The organism is Micromonospora sp. NPDC005171 (genome assembly GCF_040608575.1).
In the GTDB taxonomy this organism is placed as follows: Bacteria; Actinomycetota; Actinomycetes; order Mycobacteriales; family Micromonosporaceae; genus Micromonospora.
In genome coordinates, this window is the sequence record NZ_JBEXIM010000014.1 from 120,157 (window position 1) to 144,916 (window position 24,760).

General features: G+C 71.8%; 20 protein-coding genes. 9 read left to right on the top strand and 11 right to left on the bottom strand.

The features are described 5' to 3' along the window. Nucleotides 1–5: 5 nt before the first annotated feature. From ABZU74_RS19035 to ABZU74_RS19060, 6 genes are all read right to left on the bottom strand, one after another. The gene (locus tag ABZU74_RS19035; RefSeq protein WP_355425304.1) at nt 6–743 is read right to left on the bottom strand and encodes a cellulose binding domain-containing protein; all 738 of its coding nucleotides are present in this window, start codon (nt 741–743) and stop codon (nt 6–8) included. A 74-nt stretch (nt 744–817) separates the two neighbouring features. Continuing rightward, nucleotides 818–1,198 carry a DUF742 domain-containing protein gene (locus ABZU74_RS19040; protein WP_355425307.1) on the bottom strand — a complete coding sequence of 127 codons (381 nt, stop codon included), beginning with the start codon at nt 1,196–1,198 and terminating at the stop codon, nt 818–820. Next, nucleotides 1,176–1,625 (bottom strand): roadblock/LC7 domain-containing protein, encoded by a 450-nt coding sequence (locus ABZU74_RS19045; RefSeq protein ID WP_355425310.1) that lies wholly within the window; start codon nt 1,623–1,625, stop codon nt 1,176–1,178. The genes ABZU74_RS19040 and ABZU74_RS19045 overlap by 23 nt, the downstream gene beginning before the upstream one ends. Beyond that, a complete protein-coding gene (locus ABZU74_RS19050) occupies nt 1,622–3,568 on the bottom strand; it encodes a nitrate- and nitrite sensing domain-containing protein (RefSeq protein ID WP_355425312.1) in 1,947 nt (648 codons plus the stop codon). Before ABZU74_RS19050 ends, ABZU74_RS19045 begins: the two co-directional genes overlap by 4 nt. Beyond that, entirely contained in the window at nt 3,565–6,129 is a 2,565-nt protein-coding gene (locus ABZU74_RS19055; RefSeq protein WP_355425315.1) for a LuxR C-terminal-related transcriptional regulator, read from the bottom strand. The genes ABZU74_RS19050 and ABZU74_RS19055 overlap by 4 nt, the downstream gene beginning before the upstream one ends. A gap of 5 nt (nt 6,130–6,134) precedes the next feature. Beyond that, the gene (locus tag ABZU74_RS19060; RefSeq protein WP_355425318.1) at nt 6,135–7,394 is read right to left on the bottom strand and encodes an Hsp70 family protein; all 1,260 of its coding nucleotides are present in this window, start codon (nt 7,392–7,394) and stop codon (nt 6,135–6,137) included. Nucleotides 7,395–7,694: 300 nt separating this feature from the next. Between ABZU74_RS19060 and ABZU74_RS19065 the strand changes: the two genes are divergently transcribed. The 4 genes from ABZU74_RS19065 (at nt 7,695) to ABZU74_RS19080 (ending at nt 16,273) form a co-directional block, all read left to right on the top strand. Continuing rightward, nucleotides 7,695–8,579, top strand: coding sequence for an IniB N-terminal domain-containing protein (locus ABZU74_RS19065; protein WP_355425321.1), 885 nt, complete (start codon nt 7,695–7,697; stop codon nt 8,577–8,579). Nucleotides 8,580–8,694: 115 nt separating this feature from the next. Continuing rightward, entirely contained in the window at nt 8,695–10,551 is a 1,857-nt protein-coding gene (locus ABZU74_RS19070) for a dynamin family protein (RefSeq protein WP_355425365.1), read from the top strand. Beyond that, nucleotides 10,548–12,008, top strand: coding sequence for a hypothetical protein (locus tag ABZU74_RS19075; protein WP_355425324.1), 1,461 nt, complete (start codon nt 10,548–10,550; stop codon nt 12,006–12,008). The genes ABZU74_RS19070 and ABZU74_RS19075 overlap by 4 nt, the downstream gene beginning before the upstream one ends. Nucleotides 12,009–12,331: 323 nt before the next feature. After that, nucleotides 12,332–16,273: a ThuA domain-containing protein gene (locus ABZU74_RS19080; RefSeq protein WP_355425327.1), complete on the top strand. Its 3,942-nt coding sequence runs from the start codon at nt 12,332–12,334 to the stop codon at nt 16,271–16,273. A gap of 174 nt (nt 16,274–16,447) precedes the next feature. On the opposite strand, the gene ABZU74_RS19085 is transcribed toward ABZU74_RS19080, so the two are convergent. Next, nucleotides 16,448–16,630 carry a hypothetical protein gene (locus ABZU74_RS19085; RefSeq protein ID WP_355425330.1) on the bottom strand — a complete coding sequence of 61 codons (183 nt, stop codon included), beginning with the start codon at nt 16,628–16,630 and terminating at the stop codon, nt 16,448–16,450. A gap of 352 nt (nt 16,631–16,982) precedes the next feature. Between ABZU74_RS19085 and ABZU74_RS19090 the strand changes: the two genes are divergently transcribed. Next, nucleotides 16,983–17,192, top strand: coding sequence for a DNA-binding protein (locus tag ABZU74_RS19090; protein ID WP_088989986.1), 210 nt, complete (start codon nt 16,983–16,985; stop codon nt 17,190–17,192). Nucleotides 17,193–17,354: 162 nt separating this feature from the next. On the opposite strand, the gene ABZU74_RS19095 is transcribed toward ABZU74_RS19090, so the two are convergent. Both ABZU74_RS19095 and ABZU74_RS19100 read right to left on the bottom strand, forming a co-directional pair. Continuing rightward, complete coding sequence (locus ABZU74_RS19095; protein WP_355425333.1) at nt 17,355–17,510, bottom strand: hypothetical protein; 156 nt, start codon at nt 17,508–17,510, stop codon at nt 17,355–17,357. Between the two features lie 283 nt (nt 17,511–17,793). Then, complete coding sequence (locus tag ABZU74_RS19100) at nt 17,794–18,285, bottom strand: septum formation initiator (protein WP_355425336.1); 492 nt, start codon at nt 18,283–18,285, stop codon at nt 17,794–17,796. Between the two features lie 102 nt (nt 18,286–18,387). Between ABZU74_RS19100 and ABZU74_RS19105 the strand changes: the two genes are divergently transcribed. From ABZU74_RS19105 to ABZU74_RS19120, 4 genes are all read left to right on the top strand, one after another. Further along, nucleotides 18,388–19,083, top strand: a complete 696-nt coding sequence (locus tag ABZU74_RS19105) for a response regulator transcription factor (RefSeq protein ID WP_355425339.1) — start codon at nt 18,388–18,390, stop codon at nt 19,081–19,083. Then, nucleotides 19,080–20,366, top strand: a complete 1,287-nt coding sequence (locus ABZU74_RS19110; RefSeq protein WP_355425342.1) for a HAMP domain-containing sensor histidine kinase — start codon at nt 19,080–19,082, stop codon at nt 20,364–20,366. The genes ABZU74_RS19105 and ABZU74_RS19110 overlap by 4 nt, the downstream gene beginning before the upstream one ends. Nucleotides 20,367–20,394: 28 nt before the next feature. Beyond that, nucleotides 20,395–20,949 carry a DUF5872 domain-containing protein gene (locus ABZU74_RS19115; RefSeq protein WP_355425345.1) on the top strand — a complete coding sequence of 185 codons (555 nt, stop codon included), beginning with the start codon at nt 20,395–20,397 and terminating at the stop codon, nt 20,947–20,949. A gap of 105 nt (nt 20,950–21,054) precedes the next feature. Next, complete coding sequence (locus tag ABZU74_RS19120; protein ID WP_355425347.1) at nt 21,055–21,579, top strand: PepSY domain-containing protein; 525 nt, start codon at nt 21,055–21,057, stop codon at nt 21,577–21,579. 189 nt (nt 21,580–21,768) lie between these two features. Here ABZU74_RS19120 and ABZU74_RS19125 read toward each other — a convergent pair whose 3' ends face one another. Both ABZU74_RS19125 and ABZU74_RS19130 read right to left on the bottom strand, forming a co-directional pair. Then, the gene (locus ABZU74_RS19125) at nt 21,769–23,673 is read right to left on the bottom strand and encodes an ABC transporter ATP-binding protein (RefSeq protein ID WP_355425368.1); all 1,905 of its coding nucleotides are present in this window, start codon (nt 23,671–23,673) and stop codon (nt 21,769–21,771) included. 553 nt (nt 23,674–24,226) lie between these two features. Continuing rightward, nucleotides 24,227–24,760: DUF222 domain-containing protein (locus tag ABZU74_RS19130; protein ID WP_355425350.1), on the bottom strand; the 534-nt coding region annotated here is incomplete at its 5' end.

A 24,760-nucleotide genomic window follows, 5' to 3' on the forward strand; every position in this document is an offset into this window, starting at 1 on the left:
GTTGGTCAGTTCGACAGGCCGGAGCAGGCGGCCCCGTCGATGGTGCACGCCTTGGGAGCGGAACCGGTCAACGATCCGTTGACCCGGAACGTCACCCGGACCGAGGCGTTGCCGGGCACCTGGCCGGTGTTCGGGTCCGGCACGAACGTCCACACCGCACCGTCCCGGCTGGCCTGCGCTCCCTCGACCCCGCTGATCCCCAGCGACTCCCGGGGCAGGGTGACGACGAGCGTCCACGCCGGCGCCGCGACCGAGCCGGGATTGCTGATGGTCACTGTCGCGCCGTAACTGAGCAGCGCATTGTCCGTGATGGCGAAGTCGGCGCCCAGGGCCGCCGGGGTGGGCTCGGCGGTCGCGTCGGTCGGCGTGGGCCGAGTCGACGACGCGACGGCCGGTGGGACCGCGGAGGCCGAGGCGGACGGGGAAGCGGGCACCACCGGGCTGGTGACCGCCGGTCGCGCCTGCGCGCGGGGCGAACCTGACGGTGACTCGCCCACCTGCTCCACGGACGGCGGCGGGTCGAGGGTCACCGGCGTCAGCTTCTCCGGCGTACGCAGCACCCCGACGACGGACACGGCCGTCGCGATCAGCACCCCGAGGGCCGCGACGACCGCCACCCAGGTGGCCCGCGAGACGTCCTCCCGACCGGTGAGCACCCGCCGTGCGGCCGCGACGAGGGCCACGACCCGATCCAGCAGGATGATCGCCACGGTACGGCGTGGCTGGGGTGGTGTTGCCGGCACTGCCTGTCTCTCCTTCAGTTCGTCGCCGGGCGCGCGCCCACGATCCGTCCGGTTCGCGGGTGGCGCCCGCCCGGTCACAGCGCGCGAAGCCCGACGAGTATCGCCTCGAGCAGGTCCTCGGTCGGCAGTTCCGACAGCATCGGCGGTTCGTGCGTCTCGATCAGCCTGGCCGCCAGGAGGTCGCCGAGCAGCACCCTGACGGTCCCCAGCGGAAGGTCCAACTCGGCACCCACCTCGGCCACCGACACTGGATGGTGACACAGCTCGACGATCCGCGCTTGTTCAGGGAAGAGCGGTGTGGGGGGCGTGACCCCCCGCCGGGCGACGACCAGCGAAATCAGGTCGAACTGGCCGCGTGCGGGGGCGGTGCGCCCCCCGGTCATCGTGTAGGGCCGGGCGACCGGGCCGGCGTCGTCGTCGTACCACGCCTCGTCAGTGGTGCCGCTGGTGTGCACCAGTGTCCCCGATCGTCACCGAGGAGGCCGGGCCCAGCGTGATCGGCAGGTGCTGCTCGGCCTGCCCCACGAAGAGCGCCACCTCGTACGCCATGTCGCCGACCTCGACGTCGTCACCGGCGATCCGTACGGTGAGGATGGTCCCGTTCGGGATGGTGGCGATGAACAGGAACGCTCGCGACATCTGCACCACCACCTGGCGCAGCCGACCCGCGTCGCAGGTCCGGGTGGCGGCCAGCCCCAACGCGATCAGGCCGGCGACCACGCCGGAGATCTGCTCGGCCAGCTTTTCCCCCACCCGCCGCGAGCCGCCCAGCGGCAGCCCGTCCGGTGAGAGCACCACGGCGAACTCCGCGCCGTGTACCCGGTCGACCAGGCTGTTCAGGGCGTCGGTCAGGCCGTCCTCGGTGACCACTGCAGACGTCATTGATGTCTCCTTGCTGTTCTCGCGACCGGCAGCTCGACCGTGTCGAGGCTGGTCCTGCCGTGGTCCGGGCCGGTCGGTCCGGGCTGGCGGACCCGCGTCGGCAGCGCGCCGTCGCCGTTCGGTTCGGGCAGGTCGGTGCCGGTGCGGGCCGGTGGGTACGGGGTGTCGGGTGGTGCGCTGGTCGGGGTGCGACCGGTGTCGGTGACCAGCCGGGAGGGGAGGAGCACGATGGCGGCCGTTCCGCCGCGCCGGCTGGGGCGCAGCGAGATGTGGGCGCCGCAGCGGCCGGCCAGTACGGCGGCGGCGTACCAGCCGGCGAGGCCCGCGGGCGGACCGTCCGGTGGCGGGTTGCCGAGCAGGTGGTTCGCCTCGGCCAGCGTGGCGGCGTCCAGGCCGGGCCCGTCGTCGACGACGAGGACGGCGCACCCCTGCGGTCGCTGTTCGCCGCTGACCCGGACTGTGGTGTCCGCCCCGGAGAAGGCCAGAGCGTTCTCGATCAACTCCGCCAGCAGGTGGATGACATCCGTGACGGCTGGCCCCGCGAGCGACCACGGCCAGTGCGGCGCGATCAGGACCCGGTGGTAGTCCGGCACCTCGGCGACCGCGCCGCGCGCCACGTCGAGCAGTGGCACCGGGCGTCGCCAGCGGCGGGCTGGTGTCGCGCCGGCCAGGGAGATCAGCTTCTCCACGTTGCGTCGAACCCGCGTGGTGAGGTGGTCGAGCTGGAACAGCTCGCCGGTCTCCTCGGTGGACCGTTCCCGACGTTGCATCCCGTCCAGCAGGCTGAGTTGGTCGCGCAGCAGGGCCTGGTTGCGTCGGGTCAGCCCGAGGAACAGCTCCCGCTCGGCGTCACCGCCCGGCGGCGGAGTGTCAGGCGCTGGGGCCGGCGTGTCAGACACCGGAGTCGGGAGGTCGACCTCCGGCCTGGTCAGCTCGTCGGTCAGGCGGCGGATGGTGCCCGCCCAGCTCAGCAGGAGCACGAGCACGACGATGAGACCGAGCCCGACCACCGCCCCGGTACGCACGATGAGCACTGCGGCACCGGGGGTGGCCCGTTCGACGCTGCTGCGGGCGGTGCTCGTCACCAGTGTCTGCAGCGCGCCGAGGGCGGCGTCCGCCGCGGCCCGCCAGGCCTGGACGGTGAGACCGGCCAGGGCGTTGGCGGTGCCCGACTGGAGCAGCAGCCGGTCCTCCAGGTCGAGCAGGGCCGTCATTTCGGGACCGGTGGCGAGCCGCTGGTGCTCGCCCTGGCCGTCGGGTGGAAGCCCGGCCACGGCCTCGGTGCGCGCGTACCGCTGGACGTTCACCAGTGTGCTCAACCGGCGCCGCTCGTCGGCGCCGAGTCGCGCGCCGGTCAGGGCCGCGCTGACCACGGTGTCCTCCCGGGCGAGCAACTCCCGGGCGCGGGCCAGCGCGATCACCGCGCGGGTGTCGGCGGCCAACCCGCTCTCGTACGCGCCCCACTCCGGGCCGTACACCCGGAAGGCCACGTCGATGACCTCGTCGTACCCGGAAATCGTCGCGACCTGGTCGAGCCGCCCGGTGTCCACCCGGGATCGGGTCGTGCCCAGGCCGTCGAGCCGTCGGACCAGCTCGCCGGCCCGGTCACGCACGGTGCCGGCGCTGAGCAGCCGAAGGTCGCGACCCTCGGCGAACTCGCGGATCTCGGCGGCGGCTCGGTCGGTGCCTCGGCGGGCCGCGTCCAGCGCGGGCGTCGTCTGCCCCGCCCCGGCGATCGTCTCGGCGGTGACCCGGCGTTCCGTCTGCAGGCTCAGGATCAGGCGGTCGATGGGTTGGCCCAGCGTGTCCGCCAGCGCCCGGACACGCAGCAGGTCGAGGGCGTCCTGGCTGGACACGTACGCCGCGTAGGACCAGAGGGTGACCAGCACGGCGGCCAGCACGGCCAGCCTGGTCCGGATCAGCCGAACATCGTCACGGGTCATCGGCTCGCCCGCTGCGGCCACGGTTGCCCGGCGGTGTCACTGGCCCGGTCGGCGACGAGTGTGCGCAGCAGCGCCAACAGCTCGGTGCGGTTGGCGCAGTTCAGCCGATTCCGCATCCGCGCCACGTGGTGTTCGACGGTCTTCGCCGAGATGAAGAGCCGATCGCCGATCTCCCGGTAGGTCAACCCGGCCAGCACCAACTCGGCGACCTCGTACTCGCGGTCGCTGAGCCCGTGCTGCGTCGGGCCGGCGACCCGTGCCGTGCTCGCGCCGGTTGTCGGTGGCTGCCCGCTCTGCCCGCCGGACGGCCGCCCCTGCAACGCTCGGGCGCACTCCAGCAGGGTGGTCATCGCCCGCCGGTCGGCGGTGCGGATGGCGGCCTGCCCGGCGAGGCGGGCGCCGTCCCAGCACAGCCCGGTGTCGTGCAACCCTCGGGCGGCGGCCTCCACCCGGATCGGGTCGACGACCCCGCGGAGCACCTCCACCCAGCTTTCCGCGGCGGCGGCGACCACGGCGGCGTACCGGCTGTGGCCAGCGGCGGCGAGCAACGCCGTGACGTGCTCGTCGGCTACCGTCGGCTCGCTGGTCAGGATGGCGGCGTGCAGCCCGCTCCAGTGCAACGGCACACCCCACAGTGGTGGGTTGCCGAGACGGTCCAGCAGCGAACGTCCCTGGTGCAGGTACGGCTCCAGCCGGGCCAGGTCACCCAGCCGCGCCCCGGCGATGGCCAGCTCGCCCAGCGGCAGCAGGGTGAACAGGTCCACGGGGTGCCGCACCACGGCCTCCAACGCCTGCCCCCAACCCCGCTTCAGCGCCCCGAGGTCACTGTTGCGCCGGCCGATGCCCATTCGGATCGCGGCGGCGAAGAGCTGGTCGCGTGACTCCAGTGACCGCCCGTCGAGCGTCACAGTGGCGAGGCGCTCGCCGGCGGCGTGGATCTCGCCACGGACCATCAGGATCCAGGCCTGCAACAGCCGGTGGCGGCGGGCCATCAGCGGGCCGCCCACACCGGCGCCCAGGGCGCGGTGCAGCACCCGCTCGGCGATCTCCAGCTCACCGCAGTGCACCGCCGTCAACGCGGCGAGGGCCGCCGGGCTGTCCGGCAGCAGCGCGGCTCGTCCGTCCGGCTCCAACAGCGCGGCGGCCTGCACGAGCGCGGAGAGCGCGGCGGTCGGCGGGCCGGTCACGCTCTCCCGTACGCCGTTGGCCATCAGCCGGGCGGCGCTGGCGTGCAGGGTGGGCGGTTCACCCGCCGGGTCGCCCGCCGGTGACTCGGTGGTGGCGGCCAGGTCACCGGCGGCCAGCCCACCGACGATGGCGAACGCCGCCGCCGAGGCGGTGCCCGACCACCGGAACAGTTCGACGCTGCGACCAACGTGACCACGGTGGGCCAGGGCGGTGGCGGCGACCACGGCCGCCTCGGAGCGGTCCGGGGGAGCAGCCGTGGCCAGCAGCCGGTCCGCCAGCCGAAGCGCGTCGTCGAGGTCACCGGCGAGCGCGGCGGCGAGCGCCTGCCGTGCGTTCGGCGGCCGTCCGGCCGCCGTGGCCGCCGCGAACAGCTCGGCGGCGAAGGCCGGCTCGTCGGCCAGCGCCTCGTCCGCCGCGGCGGCCAGGGTCGCGGCCGGGCAGTCGGCGAGCGCGCCGACCGCGAGCAGGGAGCGGACCAGCGGCAGCACAGCGCCACCCCGGGCGAGCTGCAACTCGGTGAGCCGACGCCAGACCGCGGTCCGCTCGGTGCTGGGGCTGAGCGTCGCGACGGCCCGCCGGACGATCGGCGCGAGCCGGCCGTCGGCGCCGAGCAGCCCGGCCGCCCTGGTCGTGGCGATCAACTCGTCCACCCCGGCCGGGTCCCGGCCGAGCAGCGCGCCGAGCATGCTCACCGGCAGCGCCCCACCGGCGGCGACGGCGAGCAGCAGTCGTCGTACCGCGGTGGGCTGAACGTCCAGGTCCGGCCCGAATTCGAGGATGACGGACCGGGGTGGGTCGACCATCGCGCCGGTCCGGGTCTCCGCGCCGGCCAGGCCGCGGGCCAGCCGTTCCACATCCCGGGGTACGCCGGCGGTCTGCGTGTGGACGAAGTCGACCAGGTCGGCGGGGCGACCCAGCTCGGGCGTGGCGGTGAGATGGGCGGCGGTCTGCTCCCGGGTGAACGGTGTGAGCAGCACTGCCTGCCCCTCGCGTCGCAGCGCGTCGACAAGCTCACTGAACGCCGCTGACCGGGGCCACGGGCGGTGGGCGACCACCAACCGGTGTCGACGGTCGGCGACCAGACGCGACAGCGCGCCGATCCGCGCGTCGTCGAGCAGGTGCGCGTCGTCGACCAGCACCACCGTGTCGGGGTCGACCGGCTCGCCCGGCTCCGGGGCGGCCGTGCGTACGGCGATGCCGGCGCGCTGGTGGATGCGCTCCAACTCGGCGAGGAGCGCTGTCTTTCCGTGACCGGCCGGGCCGGCGATGCCGACGGCGAGTGGGCCGGTCGGATCCTGCGCGACAGTGTGCAGCAGGGCCTGCAACCCCTTGTCTAGGGTCAACCCTGGTGCGGCGAGGTCATTCATGATCATTGGGCTCATCCTTCGCGTCCCCGGCCGCGGGCCAGCGCCAGGCGGGACGGCTTCGGCAGTTCCAGTGGGAGGACCCGGACCGGGGGCCGTGGTGGCGGATCGCCCGGAACGGTGTGATGAGGGCGGCGCGGTGCCGGGATGGTGGCCCGCCCGGCACCGCTGACCGGAGCCGGAACGCGGGCCGGCGGCGGCTGGCGAGGGCGTGGTGACACCACCTGACAGGCGGCCATCGCCGCCCCGGTGGCGGCGGTCAACTGTGCGTCCGGCTCCACCTCCACGGGCACCGGGAGAGCCGCGCCGATCAGCTCGGCCACCAGCGGGACCCGGGTCGAGCCGCCGGCCAGCAGGACGCCGTCGAGCTGCGCCGGAGTCAGGTCGGCACTGCGCACGGCCCGGAGCAGGAGGTCGACGGTGGCCTGGACCGTCGGGCGGATCATGGCCTCGAACTGCGCCCGGGTCACCGGCACCCGCGCCGGGCCGTTGGGCAGGGTCAGCACCACGTCGGCCGTGAGGTCGACCGTCAGCACCCGCTTGACCCGGTCACACTCCGCGCGCAGCCCGCGCAGCGCGGCCTGGGCACCGCGACGTCCGGTCGCGGCCAACTCCCGGGCCAGCATCGTACGAGCATGCTCGGCCAGCGCCTCGTCGAAGTCGGCGCCACCGATCGAGTCGAGACCCTGTGGAGTGCCGAACGTCTCGTACGTGCCGCGGGGGGTCAGGCGCACCAGAGCCGCCTCGAAGCTGTTGCCGCCCAGGGCGTAGACCACGGCGGTGCTGCCCGCGAACCCGCGAGCGGCGTGGCTCTCGGCGACAGTGACAGTGCGGGGCAGCAATGTGACGTGCCGTAGGCCGAGGTCCGACAGTGCCCGGTGCAGCACCTCCCGCCGGTAGGGGCGCCACCCCGCCGGGTGGCTGAGCACGATCGCCTCGGCCGCCCCGCCCTCCTGTGCGTGCACCCGCTCCACCACCCACGCCGCCAGCTCGGCGGTCAGTGTCTGCGGGGCGCATGGCTCGCCGCCGAGCAGCACCGGCACGTCGTCGCCGATCCGGTGGACGAAGTCCCGGGTGGTGCGGCTGCCGTCGTCGGTCACGGGCTCGCCGACGTGGAGCGAACCGTCCTCCGCCAGGCACAGCACCGAGGGCATGAGGGGTGAGCCGGCGCTCAGCGGGACAGCCTCGGGACGGGTCCAGGTCGCGCCGCGTCGCCGTGCGACGGCGGCGGCCGTGTTGCTGCTTCCGATGTCTATCCCCAGGACGTACGGCATCGTCTCTGTCTCTCCCCGTGAGTCGGCCGGTCGGTGGCGATGGCGTCGGCTGCCCGACGGCCCACCCCCGGCAAACCCCGCGGGCTCCTACGTTCGTACCAGAGATCAGTCCCTGGTCGGGACCCTAATCTCGCCGGGACGGTTTCCCCCAGTCCCCCTAACGTACGAGGTGGCGGAGCCCCTAGTTCAACCGGCCCGGATGCGGGCTCAGCCCCGATGCCCGGGGGCGGGCCCCGGTAATAACGTCGTCACTGTCGACGTACGACACCCGCCAATGCCACATCCGAGGAGAACCGGCACATGGACTCGCAGCAGACGCTCCACGACTTCGTGCTCGACCTACTGACGAACCCGGACGCGCGGTCGGCCTTCGACCTCGACCCCGAGGGTGCGTTGCGGGGCGCCGGGCTCACCGACATCACCGCTGCGGACGTGCAGGACGTCGTGCCGCTGGTCGTCGACTACGCGCCGGGGGCGGGCCTCGCACCGCTGGCCTCGCCGGTCGAGCAGCTCGGGCTGGACCCGCTGCTCACCGACACCACCGACGTGGTGGGTCAGTTGCAGAGCGTCGCCCAGCAGATCAGCGTCACCAGCTCGCCCAGTGGCCTGGACGTCAAGGCCGGTGTGCTCGGCGCCATCGCTGTCGACCCGTCGACCGCCGCCGCCGGGGTCACCGTGCTGCCGGGCATCGGTCTGGGTGTCGGTCCGTCCGGCCTCGACACCGACCTGGCCGGTGTCTCCGATGTGGCGCACACTCTCGACGCCGACGTGGTGCAGCCGGTGGACGCGATCGCGGACCCGGTGCTCGGGGACGTCACCGGCGCGGTCGGCGACCCGAGCGGTCTGCTCGGCGGCACCGACTCGAACCTGATCGGCGGCGACCTGACCGGTGGTGTGCTCTCCGGCACCCAGGGTCAGCTCGGCGGGGTCGTCAGCTCGCTCGGTGTCGACGACACCCTCAACGGGCTGGGCCTCGGGCACGGCGACGGTCTCGTTGGCGGGGTCCCGCCGCTCGACGTGCCGTCGACGGTGGGCGGTGTGACGCACCAGGTGGACAGCCTCCTCCCCGGTGTCACCGACACGGTCGGTGACGTCACCGGTGGGGTCACCGATGGTGTGCTCGGCGGCGACTCGCACGCCTCGTCCGATCACGGGCTGCTGGGTATCACCGGCGGTCTGCTCTGACCCGGATTTCCGGTCGGAGCGGAGGGCCGGATCGCCTTAGGCGATCCGGCCCTTCCCGGTTCCACATCCGGTCCCTCTTGATAATTGAGCCGAAATCCGCACACTTGGTGCGGTGATGGCCGGGATCTGGTTGGACGTGCTGGACGAGATCGCCCGCACGTGCACTGCACATAGTCGCGGTGACCTGCTCCAGACGGTGCGGCAGAAGCGGGCGCAACTGCTGGACCCGACGCTGCGTGTCCTGGTCATCGGTGAGCCGAATCAGGGCAAGAGTCAGCTGATCAACGCGATCATCAACGCGCCGGCCTGCCCGGTGGGCGACGGCCGGACGACCGTGCTGCCGACAGTGGTGCAGCACGCCAAGGCCCCCACCGCGGCGGTGGCGCAGGCGCCGCCACCGGCCCCGGGCCACCCCACCGGCGCCGCCGCCGCGACGACCGTCGAGCGGACCCCGGTTGCGCTCAACCAGGTCGCGGCGGGCGTGGCCGGCCTGGTCGGGCGGCGACCGGGCGGCGGCCCGGCGTACGTCGAGATCGGCTTGCCCCGCGCCCTCCTCGGCGCGGGGTTGGTGCTTGTGGACACTCCCGGCACCGACGAGGTCGCCGGCATCGGCGCGGCCGCACCGGTCGCCGCGCCGGCCCGCGCGGACACCGTGCTGCTGGTTTCCGACTCCACTCGGGAGTTGTCGGTCGCCGAGCTGAACATGCTGCTGCACATCATGCGTTCGCATCCGAACGTGGTGGTCGTGCAGAGCAAGACCGATCTGGTGGCGGACTGGCGTACGGTTGCTGAGCGCAACCGGCAGCACCTGGCCGAGGCGGGTGTCCCGGCGACGCTGATCCCGGTCTCCGCGGCGCTGCGACTGCGCGCCGCCGCGGCCGACGACCGTGTTCTCAACGCCGAGTCCGGGTTCCCCGCGCTGATCGCCCGACTGCAACGCGACCTGGCCGGCAAGGCCGACCACCTGGCCCGAGCGGCGGTGCAGACGGTGGCCCGGACGGTGGTGGAGCAGTTGGCCGCGCCGCTGCGCGCCGAGTTGGCGACCCAGGAGGCCGAGGAGCAGTCCGGGCCGATCTCCCGGCTGCACGCCGCGCAGCGCGAGGTCGACGAGTTGCGCCGGTGCTCCACGCGGTGGCAGAACACGCTGACCGACGAGATCACCGACCTGCTCGCCGACCTTGAGTACGACCTGCGCGACCGGACCCGACAGATCCTGCGCGCGGTGGACGAGGCGTTCGACACCGCCGACCCGTTGGTCGCCTGGGACACCTTCCAGGACTGGCTGGAGCGGAGCCTGGTGGAGGCGGCGGAGGCGAACCACGAGTGGCTGATCCAGCGCTGTGACTGGATCGCCCGGCGGGTGGCCGCCAACTTCGACAGGTACGGCTACGACGTGCTGCCGCCCTGGTCGATGACGATGCCTGACGACATCGGCGAGCGACTGCCCGAGCTGCAGCGGCCCACGATCGACAGGTTCACCACCGGCCAGAAGTTGTTCACCGGCATGAAGGGCTCGTACGGCGGCATGCTGATGTTCGGTCTGGCGACCACCCTGGCCGGGATGCCGATGATCAACCCGGTCTCGGTCGGCATCGGAGCGCTCTTCGGCGGCAAGAGCATCCGCGACGAGAGCAAGCAGCTGCTCCGTCGCCGGCAGGCCACCGTCAAGACGGCCATCCAGCGGCATGTCGACGACTTCTTCGTCCGGATCATCCGGGACTGCCGTGACGCCGCCCGGCAGGTGCAGCGGATGCTGCGGGACCACTTCACGGGGCTGACCGAGGAGCTCCAGGAGGCCATCGTGCAGTCGTTCCGCAGCGCGAAGCAGGAGGCCGACACCGATGCCTCCCTGCGCGAGCAGCGGCAGCGCGAGATCCGGCTGAAGATGACCCGGTTGGCGGCGGTCTACGAGCAGGCCCAGCAGTTGACCGGCGCCCGGTCCGCGCCGCTGCTGCTGGAGCCGCAGCCATGACGGTGGGGGTGCGCCTGGATGAGGCGGCGTGGGGGTTGCTGCACCAGGCCATCGAGCTGTACCAGGACAATCCCCGGGCCGTCGCCGAGCTTCGGCAACAGGTGGCCCGACTGGAGCAGCCGCTGCGGATCGCGGTGGTGGGCCCGTGGCGGTCGGGCAAGTCGACGGTGCTCAACGCGTTGATGGGCGAGGAGGTCGCGCCGGTCGAGCGGGCCGACGGCGCCTTCACCTGGTATGAGGACGGGGCCGCGCCGCACGCCACTGCCTACCCCGTCGGGCAGCCGCCGCAGGAGTTGGCAGTGGTGAAGTCGGCGACCGGGCTGCGGGTGGATCTGGGCTGGGGTGCGGGGGACGTGCGGGACATCGTGGTGCGCTGGCCCACGCGGGCGCTGCGGCAGATCACGCTGATCGACACCCCGGCGGTCACCGGCGGCGCCGAGCAGGGCCGGGCGCCGGTGTTGGAGCGGGTGCTGCGCGATTCGGACGCGATGTTGTACCTGACCCGCGACGGTCGCGACAGCGATCTGCGGGTGCTGGAGTCCGCACGGGACAGTGCCGTCGGGCAGTCCGCTCCGGTCAACGTGATCATGGTGCTGTCCCGCGCCGACGAGACCGGTGGAGGCCGGATCGACGGCCTGCTCACGGCACGCCAGCTCGCTCGCCGGCACTACCGCGACCCGAGGGTGAACGCGCTCAGCGTCAACGTCGTGGCGTGCAGTGGAATGATCGGCCTGGCCGGCCGGATGCTCGGTGAGTCGGATTTCGCCGCGCTCGCGACCCTGGCCCAGGTGCCCCGGGCGGAGCTGGACGTCCACCTCATCTCCGCCGACCGCTTCCTTCGCGGCGAGCTGCCGGTGCGGCTGGACCCCGAGGTGCGCGCCGCGCTGCTCGGTCGGTTCGGGGTCTTCGGTGTCCGGCTGGCGGCCACGCTGGTGCGCAGCGGGTTCGACAGCCGGGTGAAGCTCTCCGCCGAGTTGATTCGACGCAGCGGCCTCACCGAGCTGCGCGAGTCGGTGACGCGTTGTTTCATCGATCGCCACGACGCGCTGAAGGCCCGGTCCGCGCTGGCCGCGGTGGAGGCGCTGTCGCGGGCCGAGCCCACCCGGGGGTCCGCCGAGTTGGTCGGCGCGGTGGAGCAGATCCTCGCCGGTGCGCACGAGTTCCGGGAGCTGCGCCTGCTGGTGGCGTTGCGGAACACCCGGCTGGGGTTCGACGCGGAGTTGGCGGCCGAGGCGCAGCGGTTGGTCGGCGGTGACGGGGTGGGCCTCGCGGCTCGGCTCGGTGTCGAGCATGAGGCCGACGTACGGCAGCTCTGGGAGGTCGCCGCCGACGCGCAGTGGCGGTGGCGGGACCGGGCGGAGGATCCACTACTCCCGCTGGCGCAACGGCGCGGCGCTCAGGTGGTGGTCCGCAGTTGCGAGGGGATGATCGCCGAGTTGGTGGCGGGCGGCCGCTGAGCGACGACCGCCGGTGGCTGACGGTCTTTCCAGTGGGGCACGGGCCTTGGCCGAAACGGGAGGCCCCGCGGTTCGGTCTGCGGCCGGGCAGCGGCCGGGCAGCCCGCCCCGATGGTCGGCCGCAGGGTTCGTGGCCCGAAAAACGTTATTCGATCTCACTCCACACGGTCGCCGCTGACCTGCGGAGATAACGCTCTCACGGATGGTGGGAGAGTGCTTGACGCGCCCGTGATCCGGACGCAACGATGCATTCACATACCTCGTCCCACCACCGCCTGGCGTGATCGGCGCACGCCGTCCCTCGCACCGCGAAAGGACCCACTGTGCGCAGATCCCTGAGATCGTGGCTCGGCCTCACGCTGAGCGCGATCCTCGTGGCGGGCGGCATCGTCGCCGCGCCACCCCCGGCAAGCGCCGCACCGTTCAGCGTGCTGGTCTTCAGCAAGACCGCCGGATTCCGGCACGGATCCATCACCCCGGGCATCGCCGCGATCCAGCAACTCGGTGCGGCCAACGGCTTCACCGTCGAGGCCACCGAGGACGCCACCCAGTTCACCGACGCCAACCTGGACCGGTTCGCCGCGGTGATCTGGCTCTCCACCACCGGCGACGTGCTCAACGCCACCCAGCAGGGCGCGTTCGAGCGCTACATCACCGGCGGCGGCGGGTACGTGGGCGTGCACTCCGCCTCCGACACCGAGTACGACTGGCAGTGGTACGGGGGACTGGTCGGGGCGTACTTCGCCTCGCACCCGGCCGAGCAGAACGTCACAGTGAAGGTCGCCGACCAGGTGCACCCGTCCACCGCGACGCTGCCGCAGCGGTGGAGCCGGTTCGACGAGTTGTACAACTACCGCACCAACCCGCGGGGCAACGCGCACGTGCTGGCCACCCTGGACGAGAGCACCTACACCGGCGGGAGCATGGGCGCCGACCATCCGATCTCCTGGTGCCAGAACTACTCCGGCGGTCGCGCCTGGTACACCGGCCTGGGGCACACCGACGCGTCGTACAGCGAGGCCAATTTCCGGCAGCACCTGCTCGGCGGTATCCGGACGGCCGCCGGCGCGGTCGACGCCGACTGCGGTCCCACCGTCACCAGCAGCTTCCAGCAGGTGGAGCTGGCCAAGGGCGCGGCCGAGACCGGTGAGCCGATGAGCCTCACCGTCCTACCGGACCGGGGGGTGCTGCACACCTCCCGCAACGGCGTGATCCGGCACACCGACGCCGCCGGCAACACCAAGATCGCCGCCACCCTGCCGGTCTACACCGGCGACGAGGAGGGCCTGCAGGGCATCAAGGCCGACCCGAACTTCGCCACCAACCGCTGGGTGTACGCCTACTTCGCACCACCACTGAGCACCCCCGGCGGTGGTGCGCCGGCCACCGGCACCCCGGCCGACTTCGCCGTCTGGGACGGCGTCAACCGGCTGGCCCGGTTCACAGTGAACGCGGACAACACCATCAACCTGGCCAGCGAGACGTTGATCCTCAACGTGCCGACCAGCCGGGGCATGTGCTGCCACGTCGGCGGTGACATGGACTTCGACGCGGCCGGCAACCTCTACCTGTCCACCGGTGACGACACCAACCCGTTCGACTCGGCCGGCTTCACCCCGATCGACGAACGGGCCGGGCGCAACCCGGCGTTCGACGCGCAGCGCACCTCGGCGAACAGCAACGACCTGCGCGGCAAGGTCCTCCGGATCAAGCCGAGCGCCGCCGGTGGCTACACCATTCCGGCTGGCAACATGTTCGCCCCGGGCACCGCGCGGACCCGCCCGGAGGTCTACGCGATGGGCTTCCGCAACCCGTTCCGGATGAGCGTGGACAAGGCCACCGGCATCGTCTACATCGGTGACTACGGCCCCGACGCGGGCACCGCCGACCCGAACCGGGGGCCGGCGGGCAACGTCGAGTTCGCCCGGATCGACCGGCCCGGCTTCTACGGCTGGCCGTACTGCACCGCCCGCAACGACGCCTACAACGACTACACCTTCCCGTCCGGGCCGTCCGGGGCGAAGTTCAACTGCGCCGGTGGGCCGGTGAACAACTCGCCCAACAACACCGGCATCACCCAGCTGCCGCCGGCCGTCCCGGCCTGGTTGCCGTACGGCGGCTCCGGCTCGCCGCCGGAGTTCACCGGCGGTGGCCTGTCGCCGATGGGCGGCCCGGTCTACCGGTACGACCCGAACAACACCTCGCCCGTGGCGTTCCCCGAGTACTACGACGGGACCTACTTCGCCGGCGAGTTCGGCCGTCGCTGGATCAAGAACATCAAGCTCGACGCGTCCGGCCAACCACTGAAGATCAACCCGTTCCCGTGGAGCGGCACCCAGGTCATGGACATGGAGTTCGGCCCCGACGGCGCGCTCTACGTGCTCGACTACGGCACCGGCTGGTTCAACGGCGACGCCAACTCGGCGCTCTACCGCATCGAGTACGCCCGCGAGGGCCGAGCGCCGGTCGCAAAGGTGTCCGCCACCCCGACCAGTGGCACCGCGCCGCTGACAGTGGCGTTCTCCTCGGCCGGCACCCTCGACCCGGACGGCGACCCGTTCACCTACGCCTGGGACTTCGACAACAACGGCACCACCGACTCGACCGCCGCGAACCCGAGCTTCACGTACACCACAAACGGGACCCGCAGCCCGACGCTGACGGTCCGGGACACCACCGGCAAGACGGCCACCGCGAGCGTGGTCGTCACCGTCGGCAACAGCGCCCCGGTGGTCACCGTCAACACCCCGTTGAACGGGCAGACCTTCACGTTCGGGGACGCGGTGCCGTTCTCCGTCACCGTCACCGACGCCCAGGACGGTGCGATCAACTGCGCCCGGGTGAAGGTGAACTACGTGCTCGGCCACGACTCGCACGGCCACCAGCTGGGCAGTGTGCAGGGCTGCACCGGGGTCATCCAGACCTCGGCCGACGGCGAGCACGACACGGCGGCGAACATCTTCGGCATCATCGACGCCGAGTACACCGACCTGGGCGGGGGCGGCCAGCCGGCGCTGACCACGCACACCCAGGCGGTGCTGCAACCTCGGGTACGTCAGGCGGAGCACTTCGGTGACTCGTCCGGCGTGCAGATCGTCTCCGGGGCGGCCGGGCACGGCGGCGCGGCGGTCGGCTACGTCGACAACAACGACTGGATCTCGTTCCGCCCCTACAACCTGACCGGCGTCCAGTCGTTCAGCGCCCGGGTCGGCGCACCCGCCGGCGGTGGCGGCACGTTGGAGTTGCGGGTCGACTCACCCACCGGGCCGCTGGTCGGTTCGGCCACCGTCACACCCACCGGCGGGTACGCCACCTTCGCCACCGTCACCGGCGGGGTCACCGCCCCGACCGGCACCCGGACGCTGTTCCTGGTCTTCAAGGGCACCGGCCCGTACTTCGACATCGACGAGTTCACCCTCTCCACCAGCCCCGGCGGTCCCGGGCCGGACCCGGACCCGGACCCGGACCCGGAACCGGGCGCCAACCTGGCCCGGGGCAAGCCGGCGCGAGCGTCCAGCTTCGAGGGCGCGTTCGTCGCGGGCAACGCGTTCGACGGCGCGGCCGGCACCCGGTGGGGCAGCGCCTTCGGCGATCCGCAGTGGATCGACGTGGATCTCGGTGCCACGTACGCCATCAACCGGGTCAAGCTGACCTGGGAGGCGGCGTACGGCAGCGGCTACCAGATCCAGACCTCGCCGGACGGCGTCAACTTCACCACGATCCGTACGGTGACCGGCGGTGACGGCGGGGTGGACGACCTGACCGGGCTCAGCGGGTCCGGCCGGTACGTCCGGCTGCTCGGCACCACCCGGGGCACCGCCTGGGGCTACTCGCTGTTCGAGTTCGAGGTGTACGGCGGCACCGGGAACCCGACCGGCGGCAACCTGCTGTTGAACAAGCCGGCGACGACGTCCAGCAACGAGGGGGCAGACGTGTCCGGCGCCCAGGCGGTGGACGGCAGCCTCACCACCCGCTGGTCGAGCACGTTCTCCGACCCGCAGTGGATCCGGGTGGACCTCGGCAGCGCCACCGCGATCGGCCGGGTCAAGCTGAGCTGGGAAGCGGCGTACAGCAGCGCGTACCAGATCCAGACCTCGAACGACGGCACCACCTGGACCACGGTGAAGACGGTGACCGGGGCCGACGGCGGCGTGGACGAGCACACCGCCCTCGGGGCCAACGGCCGCTACCTGCGAATCAATGGCACGGCGCGGGGCACCGGATATGGCCACTCGCTCTGGGAGGTCGAGGCGTACGCCAGCTGAACCACCACCTGAGTCCGCCCCCACCGTCGATCGGGCGGTGGGGGCGGACTCGCCTCGATCATGTGATGCTCAGTAGCTCCGGTGGCCCCCAGACAACTACTTTTCATCACCTGATCGCGGCGTTCGCCCTGCGCGTGGTCCGCCCCGGCAGGCGATGGTGCGAATGAGGGCTTGTCAGTAACGCTGCCACCGGTTGTCGGCCACCCGGTACGCCTTGATCCGGTCGCGCGCCCACCCCAATTCGGCGCAGCCGTCCGACCGGCAGCGGCGGCACGATCCGCGCGCCTGGTGCTGCGCGATGGTCTGCCGGGCCAACATCGGCACCCACGCCGACAGGGGCAACTCCCGCTCGATCATTGACGGTGCGCCTTGAGCGTCTCCCGAGCCCACGTCAGCATGTCGCACCCGTTCGGCTTGCACTGCGCGCAGCGGCTCGGTGGCTCGTGATGCTGTGTGATCACCCGTTGTGCAGTCCAGATGACCAGCGCTGGCGTCACGGGTCCGTCGTCCATGGCCACGGCTCCACCTCCAAAGACAGGCAGGTCCGGGCACCGATCCCTGATCAGGCACCCGGACCGCTCACCGAATGAGCCCTAGCCGGTTGCCGTACGTCCGGGCCCCATAGGAGACCGTGCCCTGTCGCACCCAACAGTGTCAAGTCTGACAGCTATCACATATGACACTGACGGGTCCGCATAACGTCCAGTCCATGGTCCGCAGGCTGTACGGCAGCGCCGAGCTACAGGAACGCCTCCAGGTGTCCCGCGCCCGCGTCGTGCAGATCACAAGTCGGCCGGACTTCCCGGAGCCGTTCGATCGGCTGGCCGGGGGAGCGGTGTGGTTGGTGGAAGACGTGGAGGCGTGGATCACCGAGCACCGACCCCACCAGGCGCGAGACGCGGACCCGGACGCACGCTGAAGGGTCCCCGACCTACCGGCCCAGGCTCCTGAACTGATGCCAGAACCTTGGCTGCTACGACATGCCGGGGCAAGCCGTCCATGATCGTGTAGCGGCGCACTTCCGGCCGCATCCCAATGATCGCGGTACTGGCGTTGCGGATCGGTATGTTCACGGTCGAGATTAGTTGTATAGCCAGGAGACGGCGCAGCAGAGGCACAGCGCCAGCAGCGCGGCCGAGGTGAGTAGCAGAACGAGAAGCGTCGTCAGCTCGCTGCGTACCGTCGGCACAGGCGGTTGCGGCGGCGGACTGCCTTCGGTCGACTCGGGGACGGACACAGCATGATCATCTCAGATCCGCCGTTGGACTCAGCGGCGGTCCGGGGGCAGCCGCGTCGTCGGTAGTCCGCGCGACCCCTCAACGCTGAACCCTGGTGGGTTGCATGTTTGCCCCATCAATCTGCGGTGGACAATGAGGCAGGGTGCTTGAGCTCTCAATGCGGCTCTTATTGGAGGCGTTGAGGGTGCCCGTGCGGCGATCGAGGAGCACGCCGCGCGCCCCATCACCCTGGTTGCCGCGCGCCCGGGGCACCTTTCGATTCGACGTTGTAGGCGCGGGACATCAGTCGTCGGCGACGGCCACCGGCTCCGAGCCGATGCAGCGCACCTTCAGCTCGTACTCCCGGGCCGACCCCTCGAACGTGACTTCGACGTCGTCGTCCGGGCCCCGGTCCACGTCCCGGACCCGGTAGCCCTGCGCGGGGGCCCAGGAGACGAGGCGTACGCCGCCGGGGCCGCACTCGGCGACGGCCGTGCCGCCGTCGGTTGCGAACCCTCGGCGCGGCCCGGCGCTGCCGCTCGGTGCGGGGCTCGTCGGGCCCGCTCCGGCGGTGCCTGTCGCCGCCGGCGCGGCCGAGGCGCTGCCCGTGGCGCGGGGGGTGGGCACCGGCTCGGGGGAGGCGAGCGCCCGTTCGATCTCGGCCTCGCCGCGCACCCCGCCGGGAGTGCCGGTGAGGCTCTCGCCCACCAACCGGATCGCGCCCACGCCGATCAGGGTCGCGATGGCGGCGGTGGCCACCCACCCGGTGGCGACGAGGATCGAACGACGGCCCATCCCCTGACTATCCCCGATCGGTCCTTGTCGTTGGCACATCCGAACACTAAGGCGTGGTTAACGTGCGCCGCGCTGCCGGCGGCAGCGGTTAGCCTGCCAGATGTGGCCCGCCTGTTGCTCATCGAGGACGACCTGACGATCCGTACCCCGCTGATCCGGGCCCTGCGTGAACGCGGCCACGCGGTGGCCGCCGCCTCGACCGCGATGGCCGGGCTCCGCGACGCGCTGGAGGACCGACCCGACCTCGTCGTGCTCGACCTGGGCCTGCCCGACCTGGACGGCCGCGAACTGCTGCGGATGCTGCGCGCGGTCAGCTCGGTGCCCGTCATCGTGGCCACCGCGCGTGACGACGAGACCGAGATCGTCCGGGTGCTCGACGCGGGCGCCGACGACTACGTGGTCAAGCCGTTCACCGCGGCGCAGCTCGACGCCCGCGTCCGGGCGGTGCTGCGACGGGGTCCCTCCGGTGCCGACGGGCAGGTCCCGGCGCTGGTTGTCGGCGGGCTCCGCGTCGACCCCCGGGCGCGGCAGGTGACCCTGGACGGGGCCACGGTCGAGCTGACGCCCCGCGAGTTCGATCTGCTGCACCACCTCGCCGGCCGACCGGGCCAGGTGGTCACCAAACGTGAGCTGCTCACCGAGGTGTGGCAGATCCCGTACGGCGGCGCCGACAAGACCGTCGACGTGCACCTGTCGTGGTTGCGTCGCAAGTTGGGGGAGAACGCCCAACAGCCCCGCTACCTGCACACAGTGCGGGGTGTCGGGGTGCGTCTCGAAGCCCCGGCGGCGCAGTCGTGAGGGCCCGTCTCGCGCTGCTGGTCGCCGCGGTCAGCGTCCTCACCCTCATCGCGTTCCTGGTGCCGTTGGCGCTGCTGGTCCGCACCGTCGCCGAGGACCGGGCCACCGTCCGGGCCACCGCCGACGCGCAGAGCCTGGTGCCGGTGGTCGGCACCGCCGACGCGGCGACCATCCGGCTCACCGTCGAGCAACTCGCCGCGGACTCCGGTCGACCGGTGAGCGTCTTCCTGCCCGACGGCACGGTGCTCGGCGCCCAGACACCGCGTACCCCAGCGGTGGCCCTCGCCGCGCGCGGACAGAGCCTCACCGGGGAGTCGGCGGCCGGTCGGGAGGTCGTCATCGCCGTGCAGGGCCGGGCGGACGGCACCGGGGTGATCCGGATCGCGGTGCCGCAGCACGAGCTGACCGCCGGGGTCACCCGGGCCTGGCTGGTGCTGGCGCTGCTCGGCGTGATCCTCGTGCTGATCGGGCTGCTCGTCGCCGACCGGCTGGCGCGCACCCTGGTCCGGCCGATCAGCGACCTCTCGGCCGTCTCACACCGGCTGGCCAACGCCGAACTGGACGCCCGGGTCACGCCGGCCGGCCCGCCCGAACTGCGCGAGGTGGCCGGCGCGCTCAACCACCTCGCCACCCGGATCCAGGTGCTCCTGGTGCAGGAGCGCGAACAGGTCGCCGACCTGTCGCACCAGCTGCGTACGCCGCTGACCGCGTTGCGGCTGGAGGCGGAGTCGTTGCATGACCCGGACGACGCCGCCCGGATCACCGCCGCCGCCGACGGGCTCGAACGCGCGGTCACCGGGCTGATCCGGCAGGCCCGGTGGCGGCACGCACCGGCGCAGCCGGCCACCTCGGACGCGGCAACGATCGTCGCCGACCGGGTCGCGTTCTGGTCGGTGCTGGCCGAGGACACCGGCCGGGCCGTCACACTCGACCTGACGCCCGGCCCCCTTCCCGTCGGTGTCGCCGCCGACAATCTGACGGCGGCGGCGGACGCCCTGCTCGGCAACGTCTTCGCACACACCCCCGACGGGACGCCGTTCGCCGTCCGGCTGGCCCGCGAGGCGGGCGAGGTGGTCCTCACGGTCGCCGACGAGGGCCCGGGCATGCCCGCCGGGGCGATCCGGCGTGGGGCCAGCGCGGCCGGGTCCACCGGCCTCGGCCTGGACATCGCCCGGCGAGCCGCGCAGGCCGCCGGCGGTCGACTGGAGTTGCGGGCCGGCCCGGGAGGCGGCGCGCACGTGCTGCTCCGGCTCGGGCCTCCGGCGTCGCCGCCCGACGCATAGGCGCTGCGATGCCGGGTAGCTGCCAGTCATGGCGCGGTACACGAAACCCGAGCTCAGAGAGCAAATCAAGGAAGAGATCAAGGCTTCCGACAAGGGCGGCCGGCCGGGGCAGTGGTCGGCGCGCAAGTCGCAGTTGGTCACTCAGGAGTACAAGAAGCGCGGCGGCGGATTCCTGGGCGAAAAGGACGAGCGGCAGAAGTCTCTCCAGCGCTGGGGCAACGAGAAATGGCAGACGAAAGAGGGCGACACCCGGGCGCGCAAGGGCGGGACGACGAGTCGCTACCTGCCCAAGAAGGCCTGGGAGGAGATGTCGGAGAACCAGAAGCGCGCGACCGACACGAAGAAACGCGAAGCGTCCCGCGCCGGCAGGCAGTACGTCGCCAACACCGGGCCGGCGAAACGAGCGCGCCGGGACGCCACCACGGCCGGTCGGATGTCGGAGATGTCAGTCGCGGAAGCCGCCAAGCTGGTCCGTGGCCTCGACACCCGACAGCTCAAGACCGCGCTGCGCAACGAGCGCGCCAGCAAGGACCGCAAGACGCTCGTCCAGCGGCTGGAAGCGGAACTCAACCGGCGCGATTGACCCAGCCTCGACCGCCTTAACCCGGCCTTAGCGTCCGGACAGCGCGGTGCTATCCCGATCTGGCCGATCCTCGGAGTCGACAACCGAGGAAAGGTGGACACCACGATGAAGCGCACCAATCTGCTCCTGGCGTCGGTCGGCGGGTCGGCGGTGCTGGCCGTGGCCGGGGTCGCGCTCGGCGTCACCGCCGCGAACGACTCGCGGACCGGCGGCACGTCACTCGCCGCGGCAACCGTCGCGCCGACGGCCACCGACGCGCCGTCGGCCCCATCGGGTACGCCGTCAAGCGGCACGCCCTCCGCCACGCCCTCCGGTGCGCCGTCGACCGGTGCGCCGTCGGCCAGTAACGCGCCGGCGGGCAGCGCGGTCGACGAGAAGCGCGCCGGTGAGATCGCGCTCGCCAAGGCCGGTGGCGGTCAGATCGTCGAGGTCGAAGCCGAGCAGGAGAACGGCCGGCCGGTGTGGAGCGTCGAGATCGTCGCAGGTGACACCGAGCACGAGGTGGACGTCGACCGGGACAACGGCTCGGTGGTCAAGGCCGAGCAGGAGCCGGTCGACGACGATGACAACGACGACAACGACAACGACAACGACAACGACGACGACAACGACGACGACGACGACGACTGATTGGCCGCCCGCCGCCCACCCCGGGCTTTCGGGGCGGGCGGCGGTGCCGAGTCAGCGCAGGCGCCGAGCCGGTCTACCGCACGGGGCATGTGCCGCAGCCAGGCATTCCAATCCCCTGTGACGCGGTGGTCGCGCCGTCCTTGGTGGGACGGACCGGCCACCGCGTCCGTCGGCGGTGCGAGGGGGCCGTCAAGTGGCGACGCGCTGCTCCTGGACGGTCGGTTGCCCCTGGATTGTCGGTTGCTCCTGGACGGTCGGTTGGTCCTGGGCGAACTGGGTGCGGTACAACTCGTGGTAGCGGCCACCAGCCGCGAGCAGTTCACCGTGTCGTCCGCGCTCGATGATGCGTCCGTCTTCCACGACGAGGATCTGGTCGGCCGCCCGGATGGTGGAGAGCCGGTGCGCGATGACCACGCTCGTCCGGCCGGTCAGCGCCTCGGCCAGGGCGTCCTGCACCGCGGCCTCCGAGGTGGAGTCGAGATGCGCTGTCGCTTCGTCGAGAATGACCACGCGCGGACGGGCCAGCAGCAGTCGCGCGATGGTGAGCCGTTGCCGTTCCCCACCGGACAGGCGGTATCCGCGCTCGCCGACGACGGTGTCCAGCCCGTCGGGAAGGCTGCGGATCAGGTCGTCGAGTCGGGCTCGCTGGAGCACCTCCCACATCTCGTCCTCGGTCGCGTCCGGCCGGGCGAACGCCAGGTTGGCGCGGATGCTCTCGTGGAACAGGTGCCCGTCCTGGGTCACCACACCCAACGCCGTCCGGATCGACTCGGCCGACAGCTCACGTACGTCGACGTCGGCGAGCTTCACCGCGCCGTCCTCGACGTCGTACAGCCGAGGCACGAGCTGTGCGATCGTCGACTTGCCCGCACCGGAGGAGCCGACGAGAGCCACCATCTGCCCCGCTTCGGCGCGGAACGACACCCCGTGCAGCACTTCCTCGCCGCCGCGCGTATCGAGCTTTGCCACGTCCTCGAGGGACGCGAGCGACACCTTGTCCGCTGAGGGGTAGCCGAACCGGACCCCCTCGAACTCGACCCCGACCGGCCCCTCCGGGAGGGGGCGGGCGTCGGCCCTGTCGAGGATCAGCGGCTTGAGGTCGAGGACCTCGAACACCCGCTCGAAGCTCACCAGCGCGCTCATCACCTCGACCCGGGCAGTGGCCAGCGAGGTCAACGGTGCGTAGAGACGCGACAGGAGCAGCGCGAGGGCGACCACCGTCCCGGCGTCGAGGCTGCCCCGTAGGGCGTAGAGACCACCGAGCCCGTAGACCAGGGCCAACGCCAGCGAGCCGACGACGGTGAGCGCGGTGATGAAGACCCACTGCAGCATCGCCGCGCGGACGCCGATGTCGCGTACCCGACGTGCCCGCGCCGCGAACTCGGCGGACTCCTCGGCCGGCCGCCCGTACAGCTTGACCAGCGTGGCGCCGGGTGCGGAGAACCGTTCCGTCATCCGAGTGCTCATGGCCGCGTTGTGCTCGGCCGCTTCACGTTGCAACTGAGCGAGCCTCGAACCCATCCGGCGGGCCGGGAGAACGAAGATGGGCAGCAGGACGAGCGCCAGCAGCGTGATCTGCCAGGAGAACGTGAGCATCACGGCCAACGTCAGCATCAGCGTGACGGCGTTGCCGACCACACTCGACAGGGTGTCGCTGAAGGCCCGCTGTGCGCCGATCACGTCGTTGTTCAGGCGGCTGACCAGGGCACCCGTGCGGGTACGAGTGAAGAACGCCACCGGCATGCGCTGAACGTGGTCGAAGACAGCCGTCCGCAGTTGGACGATCAGCCCCTCACCGATGCTGGCGGAGAGAAATCGCGTCACCAGACCCAGCCCGGCCTCGGCGAGGGCGATCACGGCGATCAGCACGGCCAACCGGATCACCACGCCGCTGTCGGCGCCGTCGACGATCGCGTCGACCACCCGTCCGGCGAGAACGGGCGCCGCCACAGTGAGAACCGCCGTCACCACACTCAACAACAGGAACCTGACGATCAAGGCGCGGTGTGGCCGTGCGAACTTCGCGATCCGCTTCAAGGTGGCGCGGGACAGCGGTCGCTCGTCCTGCGCGTTCATCGCGTGGTGCAGGGACATCCACGCGGTAACTTCCATGCTCATGCGTAACCTCCGATACCGGAGGCTAGGACCTCACCCGAGCTTGAGGTCAAGTCGCCACGCGATACTGCCGCTGCGGGATTGTTCGGTGGTCGTAGCCCAGACCGCATCGATGCCGTCGACGACATTCGGTACTGCGCTCAAGCGATCCCGCCTGGACCCGGATCGCTGACGGTCAGTGGTATCGACCGCCTCGCCTCCGTGGAGCGCTTGTGCGTGAAGGTCGGCTCTCGGACCCGCTTCAGGCCGGCGCGGCTGTGGTGGGTGCTCCTGGCCCGGCGGGCCGTTGCGGGTTGGCGTGGGCGCATCCCCGGTCGTCGCCGGCTGCCGCGGGCCGTTGGGTTTGTCGGGGGCGCATTGCGGGCCGGCGCAGGCCGTCGTGGGCCGCTGCGGGGCCGCCGCGGGCCGCTGAAACAGCCTGTGTTCAATCCAGCCGGCATGTGCTGGGTTGTGCCATTCGCTGGTTCGGCTATCCCAGCGTGGGCCTGGCGTTTTGGCCCGCCAAGGGGTGATGGTTCTCGGCTGCTCACTCCTATGTTCGTCGGTGGTAGTGGTTTCGGCGGGGAAGCTGTTCGGGGTCTAACCAGGCGGGTGGAATGAACTCTGGATGTCCGTCGCCGCCGAGCCGGACCCTCCAGTCGCTGTTGTGGACGTGTCGGTGGTGGTGGCCGCAGAGTAGGACGGCGTTTGTCAGGTTGGTGGTGCCGCCGTCGGCCCAGTGGTGGATGTGGTGGGCGTGGCACCAGCGGGGTGGTCGGTCGCAGCCTGGGAAGGCGCAGCCGCGGTCGCGGAGGACGAGGGCGCGTCGGAGGGGGCCGGTGATGAGGCGGCGTTGTCGGCCGACGTCGAGGACTTGGCCGGTGCCGCTGAGGACGGCGGGCAGGATGGTGGCGTCGCAGGCGAGCCGGCGCACGGTGTCGGGCGTGAGGTGGAGGCCGGTGTCGAGGGCACCGCTGCCCAGTTGTCGGGTTAACCCGTCGTAGCTGGTGGTGACGACGATCTGGGCGGAATCGCGGCCGTGCTCGGGCAATTCGCCGGTGCGCAGGGCGAGGCGGCACACGTCGCG

Excerpts from the sequence above, each read along its gene's own strand:
- ABZU74_RS19045 (WP_355425310.1), bottom strand. The coding sequence starts at position 1,625 with ATGACGTCTGCAGTGGTCACCGAGGACGGCCTGACCGACGCCCTGAAC.
- ABZU74_RS19050 (WP_355425312.1), bottom strand. The coding sequence starts at position 3,568 with ATGACCCGTGACGATGTTCGGCTGATCCGGACCAGGCTGGCCGTGCTG.
- ABZU74_RS19055 (WP_355425315.1), bottom strand. The coding sequence starts at position 6,129 with ATGATCATGAATGACCTCGCCGCACCAGGGTTGACCCTAGACAAGGGG.
- ABZU74_RS19060 (WP_355425318.1), bottom strand. The coding sequence starts at position 7,394 with ATGCCGTACGTCCTGGGGATAGACATCGGAAGCAGCAACACGGCCGCC.
- ABZU74_RS19065 (WP_355425321.1), top strand. The coding sequence starts at position 7,695 with ATGGACTCGCAGCAGACGCTCCACGACTTCGTGCTCGACCTACTGACG.
- ABZU74_RS19070 (WP_355425365.1), top strand. The coding sequence starts at position 8,695 with ATGGCCGGGATCTGGTTGGACGTGCTGGACGAGATCGCCCGCACGTGC.
- ABZU74_RS19075 (WP_355425324.1), top strand. The coding sequence starts at position 10,548 with ATGACGGTGGGGGTGCGCCTGGATGAGGCGGCGTGGGGGTTGCTGCAC.
- ABZU74_RS19085 (WP_355425330.1), bottom strand. The coding sequence starts at position 16,630 with ATGATCGAGCGGGAGTTGCCCCTGTCGGCGTGGGTGCCGATGTTGGCC.
- ABZU74_RS19090 (WP_088989986.1), top strand. The coding sequence starts at position 16,983 with ATGGTCCGCAGGCTGTACGGCAGCGCCGAGCTACAGGAACGCCTCCAG.
- ABZU74_RS19100 (WP_355425336.1), bottom strand. The coding sequence starts at position 18,285 with ATGGGCCGTCGTTCGATCCTCGTCGCCACCGGGTGGGTGGCCACCGCC.
- ABZU74_RS19115 (WP_355425345.1), top strand. The coding sequence starts at position 20,395 with ATGGCGCGGTACACGAAACCCGAGCTCAGAGAGCAAATCAAGGAAGAG.
- ABZU74_RS19120 (WP_355425347.1), top strand. The coding sequence starts at position 21,055 with ATGAAGCGCACCAATCTGCTCCTGGCGTCGGTCGGCGGGTCGGCGGTG.
- ABZU74_RS19125 (WP_355425368.1), bottom strand. The coding sequence starts at position 23,673 with ATGTCCCTGCACCACGCGATGAACGCGCAGGACGAGCGACCGCTGTCC.